The organism is Nocardia amamiensis NBRC 102102, from assembly GCF_001612745.1.
GTDB lineage: Bacteria > Actinomycetota > Actinomycetes > Mycobacteriales > Mycobacteriaceae > Nocardia > Nocardia amamiensis.
The window spans coordinates 23,521-38,861 of record NZ_BDBA01000003.1 but is presented as its reverse complement, the minus strand read 5'-3'; the positions used below and the strand labels follow the sequence as shown (position 1 = coordinate 38,861).

Here is a 15,341-nt window from a genome sequence, read left to right as displayed (position 1 = left end):
TGGGCACGGGGTGCGGATGACGCTGTGCTGCACGGTGAAAGACCGTGAGCATGAGCAACGCTCAGCCCACGGCGCTCGTTGCACCGGGGATGGGAAAGATCAGAGAGCGACCGGAAGCGGCGGACCGCGCGTGCGCAGCGATTCCGCGGTAAACACACGCAGGATGACGCGGTCGCGGTGGTCCGTACGCAGCGGAGCCCGATCCGCGACCACGGGCGGAATGTGGCGCACCGGCAGAACGCGGCACAGCACCGCCGTACCGGCCTGGTACGCGGCCTCCGCACCACGGATCACGACGGAGGCCACGAGCGCCGCGAACAGGTGTGCGGTGAGCATGGTCGGGGTCAGCTGGGCATCACCGTGATGCATGTGTCCCGAGTTGATGCCCATGGTGAAGTGACCCAGGAGCTGCCCGGCCACGAGCGCCGCGACCAGCCCGGCCGAGGACTCGCGCAGCGGGGCCAGACCGGCCACCAAGGCGCCGACCACGGCGGAGGCGGCGGCGAGCAGCGCCAGCGTGGTGGTATCGGGCGGCATTCCGCCGGACGCCCACCCATGTGCCGCAACGGAGATCGCGCCGGAGATCGCACCGGCCGAACCACCGCGCACTCGCGCGACGGCGCCGCGTCGTCCCGCGGCAGGCCGGTCGATCTCGATCACCCGCTGATGATAGCCGACTGCTTGCACACAATCCTCGACATAGGGTCGTCAGGTCACCGACAGCGCTCCGGCTACCGGTCGAAGATCGGCATCGGCGCCCAGCGGGCTCGATGAAGTGCGGTCGGACGGCCCGCGGCGATGTTGTACGTGTCGTTGTCGCGGACGCACAGAGTTATCGGCAGGCGCGGCGACGCGGACGCCGCGCCGCCGCTCCTCGCGACACGAACCGATCAGCCCGCGTCGACCTCCATCTCGATCAGCGGCTTGCGCAGCAGCTTGCCGGTCGCGTTGCGGGGCAGCTCGTCGAGGAAGATCACCTCACGCGGGACCTTGTAGCGGGCCAGGTTCGCCCGGACGTAGTCCTTGATCTCCTGCGGGTCGCGTTTGGAGTCGGGGCCGGGCACGACGACGGCGCGCAGCCGCTTGCCGAACTCGCGGTCGTCCACGCCGACCACCGCGGCTTCGAAGATGTCGTCGCGGCCCGCGATGAGGTTCTCCACTTCGAGCGGGAAGACGTTCTCGCCGCCGGAGACGATCATGTCGTCGTCGCGTCCGTCGATGTAGAGCAGGCCGTCGGCGTCGAAATGTCCGACGTCACCGCTGGACATCATGCCGTCGACCATCTCCTTGGTGCGGCCGTCGGTGTAGCCGGTGAAGGCGAAGCCGTTGTCCACGAAGATGGTTCCGGTGACGTTCGGCTGCGTGATCGGCTTGCGGTTCTCGTCCAGCAGCACGATCCGGATGCCGACCGGGGGCTTGCCCGCGGTGGTCGGCGCCTTGCGCATGTCCTCGGGAGTCGCGACGGTCATGACGGCGCATTCGGTGGAGCCGTAGAGGTTGTAGAGGCTGTCGTTGAAGTGGTCCAGCGCGCGGGTCACCACGTCCGGCGGGATTGCCGAGCCCGCCGCGAAGATCACCTTGATGCTGCTCACGTCGTACTTTGCCAGCACGTCCTCGTCCAGATCCAGGATGCGCTGCAGCATGGTGGGCACCACCACCAGCGAATCCGCCTTGAACCGGGCGATATTGGCCAGGGTCTGCTCGGGGTTGAACCGGCGCTGCTGGAAGATCACCCGGTTGCCCAGGGCGAGACCCAGGGTGAACTGGGAGAGTCCGGTGCCGTGGAAGATCGGCGCCGCCATGAGCATGGTGCCGTTGTTGGGCAGCGGCACCCGGTCGAGGAACTGGGCGGAGGCGAACGGGCTCACCCGGTCGCGAGGTGCGCCCTTCGGAGTTCCGGTGGTGCCGCTGGTCAGGATGACCATGCCGCCCGGCTTGGCAGGCGGGGGCAGCGGCGCGGTGGAGCCGCCCGTGCTGAGCGTCTCGATGGTCGGAATCGACGGATCGACATTGTCGGCCTCGTCGACCCAGGTGAGGATGCGCGGGATCGCGGCGGGGATGGCGCTCATCAGGTCGACGAACTCGCTGTCGTGCAGCACCGCTTTCACGTGTTCGCGCTCGGCCACGTCGGCGAATTGCGGTTTGGCGAAACCGGTGTTCATCAGCACCGCGCGCACGCCGAGCTTGCCGGTGGCCAGCATGCTCAGCACCATGCCGCGGTGGTCACGGGCGAGGATCGCCACCACGTCACCGGGATTGATGCCTTGGGCCTGCAACCCTCGGGCGAAGGCGTTGGACTGCTCGTTGAGCTCGCCGAAGGTCAGCTCGCCGCGCTCGTCGACGATGGCCGCGGCGTGCGGCCTGGTCTGCGCGGCGTGCATGACGACCCCGGCGAACGGCCCGAATTTCAGCACGTTGCGCGCCGAGCGCGCCGCATGGTCCGGGCGCAGCGGATTGAACAACCGCCGCTTCACCATCACGTTCACGCCAAGGGCCAGGTCACCCGCCTTGCGGGCAGTATCGGCCAGTGGGGGCAGGGAGAGAGACATCGACAACCTTCCGGCGGCGCACCCGGCGGTCATCCGAGTGGTGCGGGCCGCAATTTCGAGGGCCAGTGCTGCCGCTAACAGTAGCAAGCTCCTGTGACCGAAAGTGTCATGTATCTCACGGATTCCTACCCGCGGGTAACGGCCTGTGTTCGATCTGCGGCGCTGGGCGGTGGAACGGCTGACGCCATCCCACCGCGCCTATCCGTCGATCAGGCCTTGACCTCGTAGTCCACCAGCACGCGGCGCAGCAGCTTGCCGGTCGCGTTGCGCGGCAGGTCGTCGAGGAAGACCACCTCACGCGGCACCTTGTAGCGCGCCAGGTTGTTCTTGACGTAGGACTTGATCTCCTCGCCGTCGGGCGTGTGGCCCGGCTCCGGGACGACGAAGGCGCGCAGTCGCTTGCCGAATTCCACGTCGTCCACGCCGACCACCGCGACGTCGAAGACGTCGGGCCGCTCCAGCAGCAGGTTCTCCACCTCCTGCGGGAAGACGTTCTCGCCGCCGGAGACGATCATGTCGTCGTCGCGGCCGTCCACCATGAGCAGGCCGTTCTCGTCGAAATGGCCGACGTCGCCGCTGGACATGAAGCCGTCGATGACCTGCTTGGTGCGGCCGTCGGTGTAGCCCTCGAACGGTGCGCCGCTGCGGATGAAGATGCGCGCGGTGGTGTTGATCGCGGTGACCTGCTGGTCGTTGTCGTCGAAGAGCCGCACCTCGCAGGTGATCGGCGGGCGTCCGACGGTGCCGGGTGCCAGGGCGAGGTCCTCCGGGTTGGCCACGGTCGCGACCGCGCATTCGGTGGAGCCGTAGAGGTTGTAGAGAACCGGTCCGAATGCCTCGGTGGCCTTGATCGTGAGCTCGGGCGACAGCGCCGAACCGGCCAGCATGATCACCTTCAGCGAGGAGGTGTCGTACTTCGCCCGGATCGCCGGATCCAGTTCGGTCATCCGGTGCAGCATGGTCGGCACCGCAACCAGCATGTCGACCTGGTGGTCGGCGATCGCCTTCAGCGTGGCCTCGGCGTCGAAGCGGCGGCGCATCACCACTTTGTTGGCCAGGGCCGTGCCGACCAGCCAGGTGGCCAGACCGGTGCTGTGGAAGATCGGCGACACGATCATCATGGTGCCGCGCTGCGGGAAGGGGATGCGGTCCACGAACTGCGCCGTGGACAGCGGGGTGACCTTGGTACGCGGCGCGCCCTTCGGCAGGCCGGTGGTGCCGCTGGTCAGGATGATGAAGCCGCCGGGCTTGCTCGGCGCGGGCAGCGGCTCGGTCGAGTTGGCCGCGGCCAGGTCGTCGAGCGTCTGCGCGCCCGCGGGCAGTGCGGCGCCCTCGTCGACCCAGGTGAGGTAGCGCGGCATGTCGGCGGGCAGGGCGTCGAGCAGGCCGAGGAATTCGCTGTCGTGCAGCACCGCCTTGACGTTCTCGCGCGCGCACACCTCGGCGAACTGCGGTTTGGCGAATCCGGTGTTCATCAGCGCCACCCGGACGCCGAGTTTGCCCGCGGCGGCCATGGACAGGATCAGGCCGCGGTGGTCGCGCGCCAGGACACCGATCACCGTGCCCTCGGTGATGCCCGCGGCAAGCAGCCCACGGGCGATCGCGGTCGACTGCTCGTCGACCTCGCGGTACGACAATGTGCCCGCCTCGTCGGCGATGGCCGGCGCGTCCGGTGCCACTCGCGCGGAGTGCCGGATCAGCGTCGCCTGCGGGCCGAGGATCTTCGACTCCTTCATCGTCCGCAGCGTCTCCAGCGGCTTCTTGGGATCACTGACGCCCGCAGTGCGCAGCACCCCTAACGCCTTCACGAACTCCAGCGTGTGCGCCATTTTCATGTCGAAAAAACCTCCACAAAACCCTCGCGTCGGTACTCGACCTAGCGAACCAGTACGGCGTGTTGTCCGCCACCGTAGCAGTGCGGAGTGTGACAGGTCACAGCGAAATCAGACAAATCGGTCCCAGGCGGGTTACGGATTTCGTGGACGGTGGGTCACGGACTCGATTCTGTCCTTTTTGTCCTGTGTCGCCGGGCGGGCGCGCTACTCTCGCAACGGCTCGAGACCGCTCGAAGGGAGACGCGGCCAATGTCCGACCAGAGGGACCGTGAACCATTCATCGATGTCCCCGGCGATCTGCCCGGTATTCGGGGTCTGTTCGCCTTCAAACCCGAAACCGGGGCGGCGCTGAGCGAATTCGCGCAGACTCTGCTGCGCGGGTCCTCGCCGCTCAGCCCGGGGGAGCGGGAAACCATCGCCGCGTTCGTGTCCTCGCGTAACAAGACCTACTTCTGCACACAGTCGCACGCGGCGACCGCGGCGGTGCTGGTGGAGGGCGGTCGCGACGCGATCGACGCCGTCATCGAGGACGTGGAGTCCGCGGCCATCGATCCGAAACTGCGCGCGCTGCTCCGGATCGCGGACAAGGTGCGCCAGTCGGGCCTCGACGTCACCCCGGACGATGTCGAGAACGCTCGCGCGGCGGGCGCCAAAGACGAGGACATCCACGACGCGGTCCTGGTCGCCGCCGCGTTCTGCATGTTCAACCGCTACGTGGACGGCCTCGCGACGCTCGCGCCACGCGAGCGGGCCACCTATGAGCAGATCGGCCAGCTGCTCGCCACCGCCGGGTACGTTGCCGCGGGAGCGGCGCCGGGCGCTGGTGAGGGCGACCGGTAATTGGTTACGCGGGCGGCCGGTGCCTCGAATCGGCCGCCGCGAGCCCGCCGCGGACTGCTGCAATCGGCCTCAGGGCAGCCCCTTGGCGAATCCCGCTGCGATCACAATGCAGCTGACAATGGCGATGACGACGATGCTCCACATGTGTGCGAAGGCTACGGAGCATGCGGCTCGAGGTCCATAGTCGCGCGAGCACGAAATCCGGTTGATGCTCTCCGCATTCGGACCGCCTGCGTCCACCGTGGTCTGGGGGCGGTCGCCGCCCGCGTCCATCTGAAGACCGGTGACCTGCCGTGATAACCCCGGGTAGCTCCGGATCGTGGCCGTGACAGAGATCCGGTGCGAGTCGAACACCGCACCGGATCGCATTGTCCCACTGTCTAATTCAGCGTCACTTCAGCTCGGCGCTGGTCTTGCCCAGGACACGCCGCGCCACGATGAGTTGCTGGATCTGCTGGGTGCCTTCGAAAATGTCGAGGATCTTCGAGTCGCGGCCCCACTTCTCCAGCAGCGTGCGCTGCGAGTAACCGACCGCGCCGGCCAGTTCCACGGCTTTCAGGGTGATGTCGGTGCCGGTGCGGCCCGCCTTCGCCTTTGACATGGACGCCTCGAGCGAGTTGGGCTTCTTGTTGTCGGCCATCCATGCCGCGCGCAGGGCGAGCAGGTAGGCGGCCTCGTAATCGGCTTCCATCCGCAGGAACTCGGCCGCGGCGGCGTGCTGGTTGTTCGCCGGGGTGTCGTAGGAGATCTCGACGCCCGCAGCGGTCAGGATCGAGCGCAGCTCCTCGAGCGCGGCGCGGGCGACTCCGACCGCCATCGCGGCCACCAGGGGGCGGGTGTTGTCGAAGGTCTGCATGACCCCGGCGAAACCCTTCTCCACGTTGACTTCCGGGCTGCCGAGGATGTTGTCCTTCGGAATCCGGCAGTCCTGCAGCAGCAGCACCGCGGTGTCGGAGGCCTTGATGCCGAGCTTGTGTTCGAGCCGCGCCACCGACAGACCCGGGGCGTCGCGCGGCACGACGAACGACTTGATCGCCGCGCGGCCGACGCTCTTGTCGAGCGTGGCCCAGACCACGATGTGGGTCGAGCGCTGGCCCGCGGTGACGAAGATCTTCTCGCCGTTGAGCACCCACTCGTCGCCGTCGAGCACAGCGGTGGTGGACACGGCGGCGGAGTCGGAGCCGAAGGACGGCTCGGTGATCGCCATCGAGGCCCACACCTTGCCGAAGCGCTCGAGCTGCTCGTCGGTGGCGACGGCCGCGATCGCCGCGTTGCCCAGGCCCTGGTAGGGGATCGACAGCATGAGGCCGACGTCGCCCCACGAGGTCTCCAGCGCGTTGAGCAGCGCGGACATATTGCCGCCGTTGGTGTTCCCGAGCAGTTCGGTGGCGTGGCGGTCGCTCTCGCTGTCCGCCGCGCGGCCACCGGCCGCGCCGCCGATCTTCTGGGTGCCGGAATCGGCCAGACCTTCGACCATGGCGGCCATGGTGTCCAGCTCGACGGGGTAGTCGTGCTCGCCGAGGTCGTACTTGCGCGAGATCGGGCGGAAGATCTCCTTGGCGACCTGATGGGCCTGGTTCGCGCTGGCCCGCAGCTTCTTGGGGAGTTCGAGGTTGATCATGGGTGAGGTCTCCTGAAAACGGAACGGGCCGGTTAGACGAGCACGACACCTTCGGCGACGCCGATGGCCCGCAGGTCGCGGTACCAGCGCTCGACCGGGTGTTCCTTGGTGTAGCCGTGGCCGCCGAGCAGCTGCACGCCGTCCAGGCCGATCTGCATGCCCTTGTCGGCGGCGAGCTTGCGGGCCAGCGCGGCCTCCCGGCCGAAGGACAGGCCCTGCTCCGCGCGGGAGGCGCCACGCAGGGTCACCAGCCGCAGGCCGTCGAGTTCGATCGCGATGTTGGCGACCATGAACGCCACTGCCTGGCGGTGCGAGATCGGCTCGCCGAACGCTTCGCGCTCGTTCACATACGGGATCACGTAGTCCAGCACGGCCTGTCCGGTGCCTGCGGCGAGCGAGGCCCACCCCAGGCGGGCCAGGCGCACCGCGTCGGCGTAGTCCTCGGCGCGGGACTTGGCGTCACCATCGCCCAGGATGGCGTCCGCGCCGACCGCGACGTTGTCCAGGATCACCCGGCCCAGCCCAGCCGCGCGCAGCCCCATGCTCGGGTCGGCCTCGACGACCAGGCCGGGTGCGTCGGACTCGACGATGAACAGCGCGGGACGGCCGTCCAGCTCGGCGGCGACCAGGAACAGTTCGGCGTCGGCAGCGGCGGGTACCAGGGACTTCACGCCCGAGATCCGGTAGCCGCTGGGCGAGCGCACCGCCTTCGTCTGCAGCGCGAACGGGTCGAACAGGGCGCGCGGCTCGCTGATCACGACCGAAGCCTGCGGCACGTTCTCCCCGGTGAACGACGGCAGGTAGGTCTTCTGCTGCGCATCGCTGCCCCACTGCGCGAGCGCGACCGCGACGCCGCTCGGCGCCAGGATGGGCAGCGCCAGGCCCATGTCGCCGTGCGCCAGCGCCTCGGCGACCATCGAGTTGGTGACCGCGCCGCGCTCGGCGGCAGCGCCCTCGAGCTCCTCCGGCACGTTGATCAGGGTGATGCCGAGCTCGGCGGCCCGCTCCAGCAGATCGCGCGGCGCCTTGGCGGCGTTGTCGGCCTCGTAGGCGGCCGGGCGCAGGATCTCGGCGGCGAATTCCTGCACCGTCTCGACGATCATCTGCTGCTCGTCGGTCGGGGTGAGGTCGAAATAGTTCTTGTTCTTCGCCTCGTTCGCCGCCAGGCGCTTGGGCGCTCCGGTGCCTGCGACCGTGGCGAACGCGCGGGTCGCGGCGCCGAGCGTGCGGAAGCCGGTCTTGGTGCCCTCGTAGGTGACGCGCTGGATCGGCTTGCGCAGGTTGTACTTCTCGGCCAGTTCCGACCCGGTGATGGTCGTCATGACTCGCATCGCCGCGCCCATCCAATCCCGCTTGGGTTGGTTCAGGCCGACCGCGGACGTGTCAGGACGTCGCTTCGTTGCGCTGTCTCGAGTGCTCATCATCTACCTGTTTCTCGGGGTGGTGCGGTCTGTTCCCAGCAATCTTACTCTTGAGTAAGGCTATCTTACTTCAGAGTAAGAAAGGCGTCGAGATGCAGAATATGCGGCGGATCGGCGGGCAACGCCGACATGAGCGGCCGATTGCATTGCCGCAGCTAGAATCCGACTCATGTCAGCGATCTTCGACTGGGCCCGACCGGACAACGTCCAGCCCGAGCCGATCACGGTCGACATCTGGCGCGAGCTCCCCGATGAGTTCTGCCGCCTGGTGGAGGTGGTGAACGGCGATGCGGTTCGCTGCGAATCACCGACCCGGGCACACCAGAAAGCGGTCCACCGGCTGCTCGCGATGCTGGAGACGGCGGCCCGCGATTACATGGGCGAAGACCCTTCGGCGTGCCTTGACGCCAACCACGATTTCGATGTGGTGCTCTGGGAGGTGCCCCGAGCGACCATTCGACGTCCCGACGTCGCGCTGTTCGAATGTGTACCGGCGGATGTCCGACCGGTGCCAGCGCGGCATCTGAAGATCGCCGTCGAGGTCATCTCGCCCAGCCATGTCAAAACCGACCGGCTCGAGAAGATGGGCGAGTACGCCGCCGCTGGCATCCCCTGGTACTGGCTGGTCAGCGTGTCGGATAGCGACGTGACCTCGATCGAGACCCATGGCCTCGACCACAGCGTCGGACACTACCGACTTGCCCGCGTCCTGAAGCCCGGCACAGCGTTTGCCGTAGATCTACCGATCCGGATCGAACTCGACTGGAACCAGCTGACCGACTTGGTGCTGTGACGCACCTGGCAGTCCGGGCGGCAAACTGCCTTCGCTACCTGGACGGGCCGAGCTGGTTGAACAGCGACCTCCGGCCAAGAGATCATTCCCGGACGTAGTACCGCAACGTTCCGTAGGCCGTCAGTGCGGCGAACACGATGCCGACCGGGGCGATGACCAGCGCGGTCGTCGCGATGTCCTCGCCGGTGATGCGTGGGAAGACCTTGCTGGCGAACAGGTCGCCGAGCGCGCGGTCGATCACCAGTGGGCGGGCGGCCAGCAGGCCGAGCATCGCGAGCACCGAACCGGCCAGCGCCGCGGCTACCGCCTCGAGCAGGAACGGCAGCTGGGTGTACCAGCGCGTGGCGCCGACCAACCGCATGATGCCGACCTCGGTGCGCCGGGTGAACGCGGCGATCTGCACCATGTTCGCGATCAGCAGCAACGCGGCCAGCGCTTGCAGCACGGCCAGGCCGAATGCCGCGTTGCGCAATCCGTCGAACAGGCTGACCAGCCGGTCCACGATGTCCTTGTCGTTGCGCACCATGCCGACGCCGGGCCGATCGTAGAACTTCTCGTAGATCGTCGGATACAGCTGCGCGTTCTTCATCTTCACGCGCAGCGACGCGGGCAGCGGCGTCTCGCTGACGTACTTGGCCAGCTCGGGCTGGTCTTTGAAGGTCTTCTCCTTGGCCTCGCGGATCGCCTCGTCCCGGTTGAGGAACTGGACCGATTCCACGCCGCCGGTCGCCTTCAGATCGGCCATCAGCGCTCGGCACGGGTCCTGCGAGCAGTCCGGGTCGTTGGCCGAGACGTCCTCGGTGAGATACAGCCGCACCTCGAGGCGGTCCAGGAAGTACTGCTCGGTCTTGTCCGCGATGCGCACCGCGAGCAGACCGCCACCGAGCATGGTGAGCGAGACCGCGGTGGTCAGGATCATCGCGATGGTCATCGTGACATTGCGGCGCAGACCAGCCGAGACCTCGCCGAAAAGGAAACTCGCACGCATTACCGGCCCACCCCGTAGACTCCGGTCGCCTCGTCGCGCACCAAGCGGCCGCGATCGAGCTCCACCACCCGCCTGCGCATCGCGTCGACGATGTGGTTGTCGTGGGTGGCCATCACCACCGTGGTACCGATGCGGTTGATCCGCTCCAGCAGCATCATGATGTCGGCGCTGGTGTCGGGATCGAGGTTGCCGGTCGGTTCATCGGCCAGCAGCACCAGCGGCCGGTTCACGAACGCGCGCGCGATCGCCACACGCTGCTGTTCGCCGCCGGAAAGCTCGCTCGGCAGCCGGTCGGCCTTACCTCCGAGGCCAACCATGTCGAGCACCTCGGGGACCGTGCGGTGGATGAACTGGCGTCGTTTGCCGATCACCTCCAGCGCGAACGCCACGTTCTCGTAGACCGTCTTCTGCTGCAGCAGCCGGAAGTCCTGGAAGACGCATCCCATGCGCTGGCGCAGTTTGGGCACTTTGCGGCCCGGCAACCGGTCCACCCGGAAGTCGGCGACCCGGATCTCGCCGGAGGTGGGGGACTCCTCTTTGAGCAGCAACCGCATGAAGGTCGACTTACCCGAGCCGGACGGTCCGATGATGAAGACGAACTCGCCCTTGCCCACATCGACGGTGATGTTGTCCAGCGCGGGTCGCGTCGAGGTCGGATACGACTTGGTCACGTTCCGCATGGTGATCACGGGGAGCCAGTGTAACCAGCAACCGCGCGCGGCCGGTGTCGTCAACCGTGGGTGACAGCGTGGCGGCGGTCGGTCCGCTCGGATCAGGGGCTCGGCTGATCGGATAGCACCGCCGCCGGAATGGCGTTGACCAGCGTGGTCGGCACGGTGGTCGTTTCCTCTGGTTTGACGAATACGTACAGCACGAAGGTGGCGACCCAACTGGCCATGAGGATCGCCGTCGATCTACGCGGTCTCACTGATTCCCTCCCGGCGCAAGGCTGCGGCAATCCGCACCCGCAGTTCGCGTCCGACTTCGAATTGTTTGCCCGGCAACGTGCGGGCAACCATTCGGATGTTCATCTGGTCTACGGTGAGGTCTTCGACACCCATGACAGTGGGCTCGTCCAGCAGCAGTGGCTTCAGACGACCGTCCGCGTACGCCTTTGTACCGACCTCGTGCAGGATCTCGTTGACCCTGGTGATGTCAGCGCTCGCGGCCACCGGCACGTCGATCGCGGCGCGCGCCCAATCCTTCGACAGATTCGTGACTTTCACGATCTGGCCGTTGGGCACGGTGATCACCTCACCGTCCGCGTTGCGCAACGTGGTGATCCGCAGCGTGACGTCCTCGACCGTACCCTCGGCCTGCTCCGCGGCTCCAGTCACCGCGATGCGGACCACATCGCCGAATCCGTACTGCCGCTCGGTGATCAGGAAGAACCCGGCGAGGATGTCCTGCACGATGCGCTGCGCGCCGAAGCCGAGCGCGGCGCCGAGCACCGCGGCGGGCGCGACCAGGCCGGTGACGGCGAAGCCGAGCCGCCGCAGCACCTCCATGGTGATCAGCACGTAGACGATGGTCAGCACCACCCACGTGATCACCTGGGCCAGCGCATGACGATGTTTGGCCGCCTCGGTGCGCACCAGCGCATCGCCGCCGTGGAATCCGGCGTCGATCTTGCGGGTGATCCGGTCCCTGACATACGTGGCGAACCGGCTGAACAGCACAGCCCCGAGAATGAGCAGCACGATCTCCAGGCCCGAACCGCGTAGCCACGTAGTGAAACCGGTGGAGGCGATCGCCTGGATTCCAGCGACATTCATCTAGCTCGCCTGCTCTCGCATTCGCCAGCGGATACCGGACTCGATGAACCCGTCGATGTCGCCGTCGAGCACCGCCGACGGATTGTTGACCTCGTGGTTCGTCCGCAGATCCTTGACCATCTGGTACGGGTGCAGCACGTAGGAGCGCATCTGATTGCCCCAGGACGCGCCCTCGTTGGTCTTCAGCGCGTCCATCTCGGCGCGCTCCTCCTGCCGCTTGCGCTCCAAGAGCTTGGCCTGCAGCACGCGCATGGCCGAGATCTTGTTCTGCAGCTGGGATTTCTCGTTCTGGCAGGTGACCACGATGCCGGTGGGAATGTGGGTGATACGGACCGCGGAGTCGGTGGTGTTGACGCTCTGGCCGCCAGGACCCGACGAGCGGTACACGTCGACGCGGATCTCCGTCTCGGGCACCTCGATGTGGTCGGTGGTCTCCACCACGGGTAGCACCTCGACCTCGGCGAAGGAGGTCTGGCGACGGCCCTGGTTGTCGAACGGGCTGATCCGGACCAGGCGGTGCGTGCCCATCTCCACCGACAAGGTGCCGTAGGCGTATGGCGACTTCACCGCGAAGGTGGCGCTCTTGATGCCCGCCTCTTCGGCGTAGGAGGTGTCGTAGACCTCGACCCCGTACTTGTGCCGGTCGGCCCAGCGGATGTACATGCGCATCAGCATCTCGGCCCAGTCGGCGGCGTCCACGCCGCCCGCGCCGGAACGGATGTTCACCAGCGCGTCGCGCTTGTCGTATTCACCCGACAGCAGCGTGCGGACCTCCATCGCCTCCACGTCACCGTGCAGCGCGGCGCGCTCGGCGTCGGCCTCGGCGATCGCGGTGGCCTTGGCCTCGCCCTCTTCCTCCTCGGCCAGCTCGTAGAGCACCGGCAGGTCGTCCAGGCGCTGGCGCAGCTCCTCGACCCGGCGCAGCTCACCTTGGGCGTGCGAGAGCTCACTGGTGACCCGCTGCGCGTGGTCCTGGTCGTTCCACAGGTCGGGGTCGGCGGCCTGGTGCTCGAGCTCGTCGATACGACGGCGTAGCTCGTCGATGTCGAGGACCGATTCGACCGTCTTGAGCGTGGCGTCGAGTTCGGCGAGATCAGCGGAAACGTCAGGATGCACGATCGTCAAGCCTAGCTGCCCCTCGACGGGCGCAGCACACGAGTGCGCGCGGAATGACACGGCAGGGCACCGGCACGGCTGAGCGGCCTCGATGGCGGTCTGAGCGGGCAGATCGCCGGGAGGTGCTGCGCTCGTCCCTCACCTGGCACCGCACGGGTGCGGTGTGCTGGACGCCTCATGGTTTCCTACCCTAAACCTCGGCCGCGCTTGGCGCAGTTGCTGTTTGGAATTCGGCGTGCAGAGCGTGGTGGTCGGCCGGGTGCGCTGAGCAGCGTTGCGGGCACCAGTCGTCCGGGTTCACTTGGCGATGAGCACATTGCCGAACTCCACTGGGCTCGGTAGTCCGGCGACACCTCCTGTAAGCGGCGGTATCGCTCGGCGTGATGTGAGCCAGCTATCAGTTCGGTGCAGGGTGTAGCAGGCAGGACCTGGGCGGGAAGGTGGACCGTTGTGCGGTGCGTCATCGCCGTCTCAGTGCGGAATGATTACTGCGGTGGTTCGCTCGGCGACCGACCGAAGCCGTCGCTGTGGTGCTTACCAGAGGGATGTCGCTCGGTCAGCCCGAGACGGCGCGGAGTGCGCCAGGGCGGCGACCGGTGAGGGCGTCGAGCGCGCTGGCGGTGGCGTCGTCCGCCGGGAGATAGACGATCACCTGCTGGTCGTCATCGGCGGAAAGATCGAGGACTTCGTAGGCAAGGCGGAGCGGACCGGCATCGGGATGGGCGAGCCGGGTGATGCCGGTGGCGGCGGCCAAGCTGGGCACGGTGGCAACGCGGTCGGTGAACGCGGGACCGATGGTGACGGTGAGCTCGTCCGCGAGCGCGGCGATATGCGGGTCCGCGCGGAACGGGCCTTGTTTCAACGTGGCGACCGTCTCATCGGCGACGTGATCCCAGTCCGCGTAGCAGGTCCGGGCGTCTGCGCAGCAGAACACCGAACGCGCCAGGTTGGGCGGGGTGTCGGGCCCGGCGAAGAGGCCGGTCGGCGCCATCAGCCGGTGGTAGCCGTCGGTGTAGGCGAGTACTTCGGTGAGGCGGTTGACCACCACGGCGGGCGCGGGTTCGAGACGGTCCAGGATCGCGCGCACCGTTGGCCGCACGTCCCGTAGCGGCTGCGCGTCGCCCATGCAGCTGAACCCGCTGTCGACGGACTTGCTCAACCGGTGCAGGTGGATGCGCTCGGCGGGGCTCAGCCGCAGCGCGTCGGCCAGCGCGGACAGCACCGGCGGCGACGGATGACGGTCGCGGCCCTGCTCGAGACGGGTCACGTACTCCACGCTCACACCGGCCAGCATGGCCAGTTCGGCGCGGCGCAATCCGGGGGTGCGCCGCCGCGGTCCGGTGGGCAGGCCGACCTGAGCGGGCGTGACGGCCTCGCGGCGGGTGCGCAGGAAGAGGCCGAGCTCGTTATCGCTCACGACTCCGCCTCGCCGGCGCTCGGCTCCGTCGTGCGCGAAGGCGCGCTGTGTTGTCGGTTCGCTCGCTGACGCTCCCTCACAACTCGCCTCGCTGGCGCTCGGCTGCGTCGTGCGCGAAGGCGCGCTGTGTTCGGTTCGCTCGCTGATGCTCCCTCACGTTGACGAACCTAACAAGGCAAAACGGCCGGAGGGTGTCCCTGCCACTACCACCCTTGCGGCGGTCTCCCTCGGCCTGGCGGCGAGCCGGAGATTGGGATCAGCGGCCGATCAGGGTCGCTGGGAGATCTTCCGAGGAGGAAAAGCATGTCCAACGCCCCACTGAAGCTCGCGGTGATCATCGGCAGTGTCCGGGAGGGACGCTTCGGACCCGTTGTGGCTACCTGGTTCACCGAGCAGGCCCGGCGGCACGGATTGTTCGAAGTGGACGTCATCGATCTGGCCGAGGCGCAGCTTCCACTGGAACTGCCCGCGGACCCACCGGCGCTGGATCCGGACCCGCAGCGCCCTGCGGGTATGACCGATCTCACCCGCCGGCTCACGGCGGCCGACGCTTTCGTCATCGTCACGCCGGACTACAACCGCAGTGTCCCCGCTTCGCTGAAGGCCGCCATCGACTGGCATTTCACCCAGTGGGACGCCAAAGCGATCGGTTTCGTCGGCTACAGCGGAGCCAGCGGCGGCCTGCTCGCCATCGAGCACCTGCGCCAGATCTTCAATGAACTCAACGCGCACACGGTGCGCAATTACGTCTCGTTCCCGCGCTACTACCTGCTCTTCGACGGCGAAGGCCGGTTGCTGGAACCCGACGAGCCCGCGGCCGCCGCTGCGGCGATGCTCGACCAGTTGCACTGGTGGGCAAGCGCGTTGACCGCGGCCAGGTCACTGCCGGTGGCGTGAGCGCTCCGCAGCCGCATCTGGTGGCATGGTTCGCACGCTCGGTCACCGCAGCACTCCCCACAACACCCTGGCCATCGCGCGGAGGTGCG

The 15,341-nt window shown here is 67.5% G+C and carries 14 protein-coding genes; 3 read left to right on the top strand and 11 right to left on the bottom strand.

Annotation, left to right across the window (positions count from 1 at the left end):
• Nucleotides 1-99 precede the first annotated feature (99 nt).
• From NA4_RS01025 to NA4_RS01015, 3 genes are all read right to left on the bottom strand, one after another.
• On the bottom strand, nt 100-660 hold the full coding sequence (locus NA4_RS01025; protein WP_245671023.1) for a hypothetical protein: 561 nt from the start codon (nt 658-660) through the stop codon (nt 100-102).
• A gap of 230 nt (nt 661-890) precedes the next feature.
• A complete protein-coding gene (locus NA4_RS01020) occupies nt 891-2,549 on the bottom strand; it encodes an acyl-CoA synthetase (RefSeq protein ID WP_067462521.1) in 1,659 nt (552 codons plus the stop codon).
• Nucleotides 2,550-2,758: 209 nt separating this feature from the next.
• Nucleotides 2,759-4,384, bottom strand: coding sequence for an acyl-CoA synthetase (locus NA4_RS01015; RefSeq protein ID WP_067462378.1), 1,626 nt, complete (start codon nt 4,382-4,384; stop codon nt 2,759-2,761).
• Between the two features lie 249 nt (nt 4,385-4,633).
• Between NA4_RS01015 and NA4_RS01010 the strand changes: the two genes are divergently transcribed.
• Nucleotides 4,634-5,224 carry a carboxymuconolactone decarboxylase family protein gene (locus tag NA4_RS01010; RefSeq protein ID WP_067462376.1) on the top strand — a complete coding sequence of 197 codons (591 nt, stop codon included), beginning with the start codon at nt 4,634-4,636 and terminating at the stop codon, nt 5,222-5,224.
• Nucleotides 5,225-5,615: 391 nt separating this feature from the next.
• On the opposite strand, the gene NA4_RS01000 is transcribed toward NA4_RS01010, so the two are convergent.
• Together NA4_RS01000 and NA4_RS00995 are read right to left on the bottom strand one after the other, a co-directional pair.
• The gene (locus NA4_RS01000; RefSeq protein WP_067462370.1) at nt 5,616-6,845 is read right to left on the bottom strand and encodes an acyl-CoA dehydrogenase family protein; all 1,230 of its coding nucleotides are present in this window, start codon (nt 6,843-6,845) and stop codon (nt 5,616-5,618) included.
• Between the two features lie 32 nt (nt 6,846-6,877).
• A complete protein-coding gene (locus NA4_RS00995; RefSeq protein WP_373862747.1) occupies nt 6,878-8,269 on the bottom strand; it encodes an acyl-CoA dehydrogenase family protein in 1,392 nt (463 codons plus the stop codon).
• 166 nt (nt 8,270-8,435) lie between these two features.
• Between NA4_RS00995 and NA4_RS00990 the strand changes: the two genes are divergently transcribed.
• Nucleotides 8,436-9,059, top strand: a complete 624-nt coding sequence (locus tag NA4_RS00990) for a Uma2 family endonuclease (protein ID WP_067462367.1) — start codon at nt 8,436-8,438, stop codon at nt 9,057-9,059.
• 82 nt (nt 9,060-9,141) lie between these two features.
• Here the strand turns inward: NA4_RS00990 and ftsX are convergent, their stop codons facing one another.
• The 6 genes from ftsX to NA4_RS00965 form a co-directional block, all read right to left on the bottom strand.
• The gene (gene ftsX / locus NA4_RS00985; protein ID WP_067462364.1) at nt 9,142-10,047 is read right to left on the bottom strand and encodes a permease-like cell division protein FtsX; all 906 of its coding nucleotides are present in this window, start codon (nt 10,045-10,047) and stop codon (nt 9,142-9,144) included.
• Nucleotides 10,047-10,736 carry a cell division ATP-binding protein FtsE gene (gene ftsE, locus NA4_RS00980; protein ID WP_067462360.1) on the bottom strand — a complete coding sequence of 230 codons (690 nt, stop codon included), beginning with the start codon at nt 10,734-10,736 and terminating at the stop codon, nt 10,047-10,049. Before ftsE ends, ftsX begins: the two co-directional genes overlap by 1 nt.
• Before the next feature lie 83 nt (nt 10,737-10,819).
• On the bottom strand, nt 10,820-10,945 hold the full coding sequence (locus NA4_RS43190) for a hypothetical protein (RefSeq protein WP_281179961.1): 126 nt from the start codon (nt 10,943-10,945) through the stop codon (nt 10,820-10,822).
• A 16-nt stretch (nt 10,946-10,961) separates the two neighbouring features.
• Nucleotides 10,962-11,822 (bottom strand): mechanosensitive ion channel family protein, encoded by an 861-nt coding sequence (locus tag NA4_RS00975; RefSeq protein WP_067462358.1) that lies wholly within the window; start codon nt 11,820-11,822, stop codon nt 10,962-10,964.
• Nucleotides 11,823-12,938: a peptide chain release factor 2 gene (gene prfB, locus NA4_RS00970; RefSeq protein ID WP_067462515.1), complete on the bottom strand. Its 1,116-nt coding sequence runs from the start codon at nt 12,936-12,938 to the stop codon at nt 11,823-11,825.
• Nucleotides 12,939-13,494: 556 nt separating this feature from the next.
• A complete protein-coding gene (locus NA4_RS00965; protein WP_067462356.1) occupies nt 13,495-14,355 on the bottom strand; it encodes a helix-turn-helix transcriptional regulator in 861 nt (286 codons plus the stop codon).
• A 303-nt stretch (nt 14,356-14,658) separates the two neighbouring features.
• Here NA4_RS00965 and NA4_RS00960 point away from each other — a divergent pair, with 303 nt between their 5' ends.
• A complete protein-coding gene (locus NA4_RS00960; RefSeq protein WP_067462354.1) occupies nt 14,659-15,252 on the top strand; it encodes an NADPH-dependent FMN reductase in 594 nt (197 codons plus the stop codon).
• Nucleotides 15,253-15,341: the final 89 nt, after the last annotated feature.

Coding starts and splice junctions, on each gene's coding strand:
- NA4_RS01020 (WP_067462521.1), bottom strand. CDS start 2,549: ATGTCTCTCTCCCTGCCCCCACTGGCCGATACTGCCCGCAAGGCGGGT.
- NA4_RS01015 (WP_067462378.1), bottom strand. CDS start 4,384: ATGAAAATGGCGCACACGCTGGAGTTCGTGAAGGCGTTAGGGGTGCTG.
- NA4_RS01010 (WP_067462376.1), top strand. CDS start 4,634: ATGTCCGACCAGAGGGACCGTGAACCATTCATCGATGTCCCCGGCGAT.
- NA4_RS01000 (WP_067462370.1), bottom strand. CDS start 6,845: ATGATCAACCTCGAACTCCCCAAGAAGCTGCGGGCCAGCGCGAACCAG.
- NA4_RS00995 (WP_373862747.1), bottom strand. CDS start 8,269: ATGATGAGCACTCGAGACAGCGCAACGAAGCGACGTCCTGACACGTCC.
- NA4_RS00990 (WP_067462367.1), top strand. CDS start 8,436: ATGTCAGCGATCTTCGACTGGGCCCGACCGGACAACGTCCAGCCCGAG.
- ftsX (WP_067462364.1), bottom strand. CDS start 10,047: ATGCGTGCGAGTTTCCTTTTCGGCGAGGTCTCGGCTGGTCTGCGCCGC.
- NA4_RS43190 (WP_281179961.1), bottom strand. CDS start 10,945: ATGGCCAGTTGGGTCGCCACCTTCGTGCTGTACGTATTCGTCAAACCA.
- NA4_RS00975 (WP_067462358.1), bottom strand. CDS start 11,822: ATGAATGTCGCTGGAATCCAGGCGATCGCCTCCACCGGTTTCACTACG.
- NA4_RS00960 (WP_067462354.1), top strand. CDS start 14,659: ATGTCCAACGCCCCACTGAAGCTCGCGGTGATCATCGGCAGTGTCCGG.